At 65.7% G+C, this 6,565-nt stretch carries 6 protein-coding genes; 3 read left to right on the top strand and 3 right to left on the bottom strand.

Annotated features, from left to right (window positions below; genetic code table 11):
- The coding region (locus tag VFT73_RS12620; protein ID WP_326411648.1) for a hypothetical protein at positions 1-203 on the bottom strand (203 nt) is incomplete at its 3' end.
- Positions 204-304: 101 nt separating this feature from the next.
- Positions 305-1,663 carry a M20/M25/M40 family metallo-hydrolase gene (locus VFT73_RS12615; protein ID WP_326411646.1) on the bottom strand — a complete coding sequence of 453 codons (1,359 nt, stop codon included), beginning with the start codon at positions 1,661-1,663 and terminating at the stop codon, positions 305-307.
- 104 nt (positions 1,664-1,767) lie between these two features.
- Between VFT73_RS12615 and ettA the strand changes: the two genes are divergently transcribed.
- Positions 1,768-3,447, top strand: coding sequence for an energy-dependent translational throttle protein EttA (gene ettA / locus VFT73_RS12610; RefSeq protein ID WP_326411644.1), 1,680 nt, complete (start codon positions 1,768-1,770; stop codon positions 3,445-3,447).
- A 9-nt stretch (positions 3,448-3,456) separates the two neighbouring features.
- Here ettA and VFT73_RS12605 read toward each other — a convergent pair whose 3' ends face one another.
- Positions 3,457-4,050 carry a Uma2 family endonuclease gene (locus VFT73_RS12605; RefSeq protein WP_326411642.1) on the bottom strand — a complete coding sequence of 198 codons (594 nt, stop codon included), beginning with the start codon at positions 4,048-4,050 and terminating at the stop codon, positions 3,457-3,459.
- 95 nt (positions 4,051-4,145) lie between these two features.
- Here VFT73_RS12605 and VFT73_RS12600 point away from each other — a divergent pair, with 95 nt between their 5' ends.
- Together VFT73_RS12600 and radA are read left to right on the top strand one after the other, a co-directional pair.
- Complete coding sequence (locus VFT73_RS12600; RefSeq protein ID WP_326411639.1) at positions 4,146-5,456, top strand: erythromycin esterase family protein; 1,311 nt, start codon at positions 4,146-4,148, stop codon at positions 5,454-5,456.
- A 33-nt stretch (positions 5,457-5,489) separates the two neighbouring features.
- Positions 5,490-6,565, top strand: a 1,076-nt coding sequence (gene radA, locus VFT73_RS12595; RefSeq protein WP_326411637.1) for a DNA repair protein RadA, incomplete at its 3' end; no start/stop codon positions are given.

The following is a 6,565-nucleotide window of genomic DNA, read 5'->3' as shown; positions in this document are numbered from 1 at the left end:
GCCGAGGCGTTGTCGGCAGCGTTCTCGAGCGTGTTCTCGGTCGCCTCGTTGGTCGCGTTGTCGGCGGCCGCTTCGAGGTTCTCCGCGGTGTTGTCGAGCGCCGCGGCGGTGTTGTCCGACGCATTCTCGGCAGGCGTGCTATTATTGCAAGCAGCCAGCGAGATCAGGCCGGCGGCAGCAGCAACAACGATCAGCTTCTTCATTCCTGTGCTCCCCAAGGGAAAATAACGTGCGCCCGGCCCGATGCCGTCGCGCCGGCGGTAATTAGCGGCAACAGGGACTTAGTCAAACTGTTTCGGTAGAGTTAGTCACGACTTTCGACGAGCGCTTCCGGCGCGTTCGCGACGATGGCCAGCATCGCCGTCCAGGCGGCGACGTTCTGCGCCAGCTGATCGGGATCGATCTTGTCCAGCGTGTCGTCGGCTGTGTGGTGGACATCGAAATAGCGCAGGCCGTCCTGGTCGAGATCGATGCCGTTGGTCCCGGCGCGCACCCAGGGGCCGAGGTCGGCGCCGGCGCTGGCCTTGCCGTTCCCTTTGGTGATGCCAAGCGGGGCGAGCACGGCCTCCAGCCGGGCGGTCAGCGGCGCCGCGGCCGGGTTGAGCTTGGTTTCGAACCGCCAGACGCGGTCCGCACCGAAGTCCGATTCGCCCACCGCAGCATGGGGCTCGCTCTTGTGACGGTCGAAATAGGCCTGGCCGCCATTGCCGCCGATTTCCTCGCTGCCGAACCAGATCACGCGGATCGTGCGGCGCGGGCGGCCGGCGTCCATGATTTGCTTGGCGGCCGCGGCGGTGATCGCGACGCCGGCGGCATCGTCGATCGCGCCGGTGCCGAGATCCCAGCTGTCGAGATGGCCGCCGATCGCGACGATGCCGGCCGACGGATCGCTGCCCGGTACCTCGGCGATGACGTTGCCGGACTGGCGCGTACCGGTCCGGCGGGGCGTGATCAGCAGGCGCAGCGTGATCGGCTTGCCCTGGGCGACGATGCGCTCGATCTGGTCGGCGTCCGGATTGGAAAGCGCGGCGGCCGCGATCGGCGTCACGCCCGCTTCGAAATTGGTGATGCCGGTGTGCGGCACGCGGTGGCTGTCGGTGCCGAGCCCGCGGATGACGGCCGCGAGCGCGCCCTTCTGCGATGCGATGCTGGGCACCGAGCGGCGGACCGCGCCGAAATAGCCATAGCTCGATCCGTCCTGCGCGGCGTGCATTTCATTGCCGACATAGACGATCTTGCCCCTGACCTGCTCGGCCGGCGCGGCCTGCAGCGCGGCGACGTTCGGGAAGGCGACTAGCGGCGCCTCGATCCCTTCCGGCGGAGTGGCGCCGCTGTTGCCGAGCGCGGTCAGCGCCAGCGGCTGCGGATAGGGCGCGACGATCGCGCCGCGCTCCTCGCCGCGCTCCCACCCGGGAATGTCGAACGTCTCGATACGCACGTTCTTGAAGCCGAGGCTCTTCAGCTTCGCGACCGCCCACTCCCGCGCACGCGCTTCCTGCTCGCTGCCGGCGAGCCGCGGTCCGATCTCCGTCGTCAGCGCTTCGGTGATCTTCCAGGCGGTGTCGTCCTTCAGCGCGGCATCGCGCAAGGCTGCCGCGTCGTTGGACGGAGCGGCGGCGATCAGGAAGGGAAGGGCGAGCAGCGCGAAGCGTTGTTTTTGCATGGCGCCGCCCTACCTATCTGAACACGCGTTTGCCAAGCCCCGGCGCCTTGCGCTACGGGCGCGCGCAATCCTCAACGACATTCGAACCCCGGAGATCGTGGCCGATGGCCGTGCAGTATAGTTTCGTCATGAAGGGTCTGACCAAGACCTTCCCCGGCGCCCCCAAGCCGGTGCTGAACAACATTCACCTGCAGTTCCTGCCGGGCACCAAGATCGCGATCATCGGCGTCAACGGCGCCGGCAAGTCGACCTTGATGAAGATCATGGCCGGCTACGACACCGAATACCAAGGCGAGGCCTGGGCGGCGGAAGGCATCCGTGTCGGCTATCTGGCGCAGGAACCGGCGCTCGACCCGAACAAGACCGTCAAGGAAAACGTGATGGACGGCGTCCGCCCCGTCGCGGACCTGGTCGACCGGTTCAACGAAATCTCCAACCTGATGGCGGACCCGCCCGAAGACGCCGATTTCGACGCGCTGATGACCGAAATGGGCGAGCTCCAGGAAAAGATCGATGCCGTCGACGGCTGGACGCTCGACAACCAGCTCGAAATCGCGATGGACGCGCTGCGCTGCCCGCCGGGCGACTGGCCGGTCACCAACCTCTCGGGCGGCGAGAAACGCCGCGTCGCGCTGTGCCGTCTGCTGCTGGAAAAGCCCGACATCCTGCTGCTCGACGAGCCGACCAACCATCTGGATGCCGAGAGCGTCCAGTGGCTGGAAAAGCACCTGATCGACTATCCCGGCAACGTCATCCTGGTCACCCACGACCGCTATTTCCTCGACAATGTCGTCGGCTGGGTGCTGGAGCTCGACCGCGGCCGCGGCATTCCGTTCGAGGGCAATTACTCCAGCTGGCTTGAGCAGAAAGCCAAGCGCATGGAGCAGGAAGAACGCGAGGAAGCCGGCCGCCAGAAGGCGATCAAGGACGAGCTGGAATGGATCCGGCAGTCGCCGAAGGCGCGCCAGACCAAATCCAAGGCGCGTATCCGCGCGTTCGACGAATTGGTCGAGAAGCAGAATGCGCGCGCGCCCGGCAAGGCGCAGATCGTCATTCAGGTCCCGGAGCGTCTGGGCGGCAAGGTCATCGAGGTGAAGAACGTCTCGAAGTCTTATGGCGACAAATTGCTGTTCGAGGATCTGAGCTTCACCCTGCCGCCGGGCGGAATTGTCGGTGTGATCGGCCCGAACGGCGCCGGCAAATCGACCCTGTTCCGCCTGATCACCGGTCAGGAAAAGCCCGATTCAGGCGAGATCGACATCGGCCCGACCGTGCAGCTCGGCTATGTCGACCAGAGCCGCGACGCACTCGCGCCCAACAAGAATGTCTGGGAAGAAGTCTCGGGCGGGCACGACCTGATGACGATCGGCAAGCACGAGATGTCGACCCGCGCCTATGTCGGCGCGTTCAACTTCAAGGGCCCCGACCAGCAGAAGAAGGTCGGCCAGCTTTCGGGCGGCGAGCGCAACCGCGTCCACATGGCCAAGATGCTGAAGAAGGGCGGCAACGTGCTGCTGCTCGACGAGCCGACCAACGATCTCGACGTCGAGACGCTGCGCGCGCTGGAGGAAGCGATCGAGAGCTTCGCCGGCTGCGCGGTGGTGATCAGCCACGACCGCTTCTTCCTCGATCGCCTGGCGACCCACATCCTGGCCTTCGAGGGCGACAGCCATGTCGAATGGTTCGAGGGGAATTTCGAGGCGTACGAGGAAGACAAACGCCGCCGCCTCGGCGACGAAGCCGACCGTCCGCACCGGATGAGCTACAAGAAGCTGACGCGGTAACGCGTTGCGTCAGCCGGGAAAGTCGGTGTCGATTTCCAGACCGGAAATCGTCGCCGACTTCAGCGGTGATCCGAATGCGATGGTTTGGTGTTCGCGATACGTCTCGTTAGCAGGCGACCACATCTGGTGGATGACGCGAGCCTTCACGTCTGCCACCCAGTATTCGGTGACCTGGTGCCGGGCGTACATGCCGACTTTGCGCCCGAGGTCCTGATCGAGGCTGGTATCCGCAACTTCGACGACCAATGACAGTGACGCGAGTGGAATCATGCCCTGTCCCATCGGCTCGCTGGTGAGCGCAATGTCCGGCTCGGGCGCACTATAGGGTGGCATCGCGACTGCGGCCTCGACGAGCGGGCGCAGCGGGGACTGAGAATTCTTCAGCCAATCGCGCAGCCGATCGTAAAGCTCCATTTTAAGGAGCGCGTGCGGACGATGTTGCGCATTCACGAAATAGATTTCCCCCTCGATGAGCTCAGTTTTCGCATAATCCGCGAAAGCGCCAGCCTGATCGAGAGTCTCGTAATCTTCGATCCGCAGCTTGAGTGGAACCGGTGTCGTATCAAGCGGGGAGCCAGCAAGGATCGGCGCGTGCTCGGTCATGACGTCCAACTACCACAAGTTTGGGTGACCGACCAACGCTCGAGCGATGGACCAGTGTCAGCCTTTGCTCGTTTTGTTTCCTGAAGGAGCAGGACATGGTCGCCGACACACTCAGCCGCAGCGTCTCCAGCCTGATCGCCGAGGCGGCGGAGCCTTTGCCAGAGATCGACGATCCGGCCTTCGGCACCTTCTTCGACCGGTTTGGCGAGGCGCAGGTGGTGTGCCTGGGCGAGGCGAGCCACGGGACGTCGGAATTTTACCGCGCGCGGGCGGCAATCACGCGGGCATTGATCGAGCACCATGGCTTCACGATGGTGGCGGTCGAGGCGGATTGGCCCGACGCCGCGGTGATCGACCGGATCGTCCGCGACAAGCCGAAACCGGCCGAGGCCGAGGCGCCTTTCAAGCGGTTTCCGACCTGGATGTGGCGCAATGCCGAGTTCGCCGCGTTCGTCGAATGGCTGCGTGACCATAACCGCGCGGACGGCAAGGTCAGCTTCCACGGGCTCGATCTCTACAACATGAACGGCTCGATCGCGGCGGTGATCGGCTATCTCGACCGCACCGACCCCGAAGCGGCGGCGGACGCGCGGCGGCGCTATGGCTGCCTGAAACCGTGGAAGGAAGAGCCGGCGGTCTATGGACGAATCGCGCTCAGCGAAGGCTATGGCCGGTGCGAGGAAGCGGTCGTGCAGACGCTGCGCGATCTGTTCGCGAAACAGCAAGCCTATGTCGATGGCGATCCCGACGCATTCATCGATGCGGCCCAGAATGCGCGGCTGGTTGCCAACGCCGAGGCCTATTACCGGGCGATGTACCATGGCTCGGCAGCGAGCTGGAACCTGCGCGACGAGCATATGGCCGACACGTTGGAGCTGCTGCTCCACTGGAAGGGACCGGACGCCAAAGCCGTCGTCTGGGCGCACAACAGCCATATCGGAGACGCGCGCTTCACGGACATGGGGCAGGGCCGGGACGAGCTGAACCTGGGCCAGCTGGTCCGCGAGGCGCATGGACAGCAAGCGAGGCTGATCGGCTTCGGCACGCATGACGGCACCGTCGCGGCCGCCGACGATTGGGACGCGCCGATGAAGATCAAGCAGATCAACCCGTCCCGCCCCGACAGCTATGAGCGGCTGATGCACGACAGCGGCGCGGGGCGCTTCCTGCTCGACCTGCGCGAAGGCGAGCATCCCGAGGCGCGCGAGGCGCTGATGGAGGAACGGCTGGAGCGCTATATCGGCGTGATCTACCGGCCCGAGACCGAGCGTTGGAGCCATTATTCCGAGGCGACGCTGCCAAAGCAGTACGACGCCTTCGTCTGGTTCGACCGAACGCAAGCGGTCACGGCCCTGCCGGGGCCGGAGGAGCACGGCGCCGACGAGACCTGGCCGTTCGGGCTCTAGCGCCGGTCGCCTTTTGTTCTTAAGCTTGGGCCCATGGCCAAACCCCAGAAGCGCTATGTCTGTCAGGTCTGCGGATCGGTTTCGCCGAAATGGGCGGGGCAGTGCGGCGATTGCCAGGAATGGAATACACTGGTCGAGGACGCGGGCGCCGTGGTGACGCCCTTCCAGGCGCGGCACAATCTGCAATCGGGCGGCAGGGCGATCGCTTTGGTCGGGCTCGATGCGGACGTGCCGCTGCCGCCGCGGATGTCGACGGGGATTGCGGAGCTCGATCGGGCGATGGGCGGCGGCTTCGTCGCGGGATCGGCGACGCTGATCGGCGGCGACCCGGGGATCGGCAAGTCGACGTTGCTGTTGCAGGCGACGGCGAAGCTTGCTCGCAGCGGGAAGGCTGTCGCCTATGTCTCGGGCGAGGAAGCGGCGGATCAGGTGCGGCTGCGGGCACGGCGGCTGGGGCTCGGCAATACGCCGGTGCAGCTGGCCGCAGCGACATCGGTGCGGGACATCCTGACCACGCTGCAGGGCGGAGCGCCCGATCTGCTGGTGATCGATTCGATCCAGACCATGCATTCGGACCTGATCGAGGGCGCGCCGGGCACGGTCAGCCAGGTCCGCGCCTCGGCCGGCGAACTGATCCGCTTCGCGAAGGAGCAGGGCACTGCCGTGGTGCTGGTCGGGCACGTCACCAAGGACGGGTCGATCGCCGGGCCGCGGGTGCTGGAACACATGGTCGACACCGTGCTCAGCTTCGAAGGCGAGCGGAGCCACCAATACCGCATCCTGCGCGCGATCAAGAACCGCTTCGGCGGCACCGACGAGATCGGCGTCTTCGCGATGGGCGAGGGTGGGCTTGCGGAGGTGGCGAACCCCTCGGCGCTGTTCCTCACGCACCGCGACGAGGGTGTGACGGGGACGACCGTGTTCCCGGCGCTGGAGGGCACGCGGCCTGTGCTGGTCGAAATCCAGGCTTTGGTGGTGCGGCTGGCGAGCGGGGCGACGCCGCGGCGCGCGGTGGTCGGCTGGGATTCGGGCCGGCTGGCGATGATCCTCGCGGTGCTCGAGGCGCGCTGCGGGCTGAGCTTCTCGTCAGCCGAGGTCTATCTCAACAT

The organism is Sphingomonas sp., assembly GCF_035758555.1.
Lineage (GTDB): Bacteria > Pseudomonadota > Alphaproteobacteria > Sphingomonadales > Sphingomonadaceae > Sphingomonas_B.
This window is presented reverse-complemented; position numbering and strand designations above follow the sequence as displayed.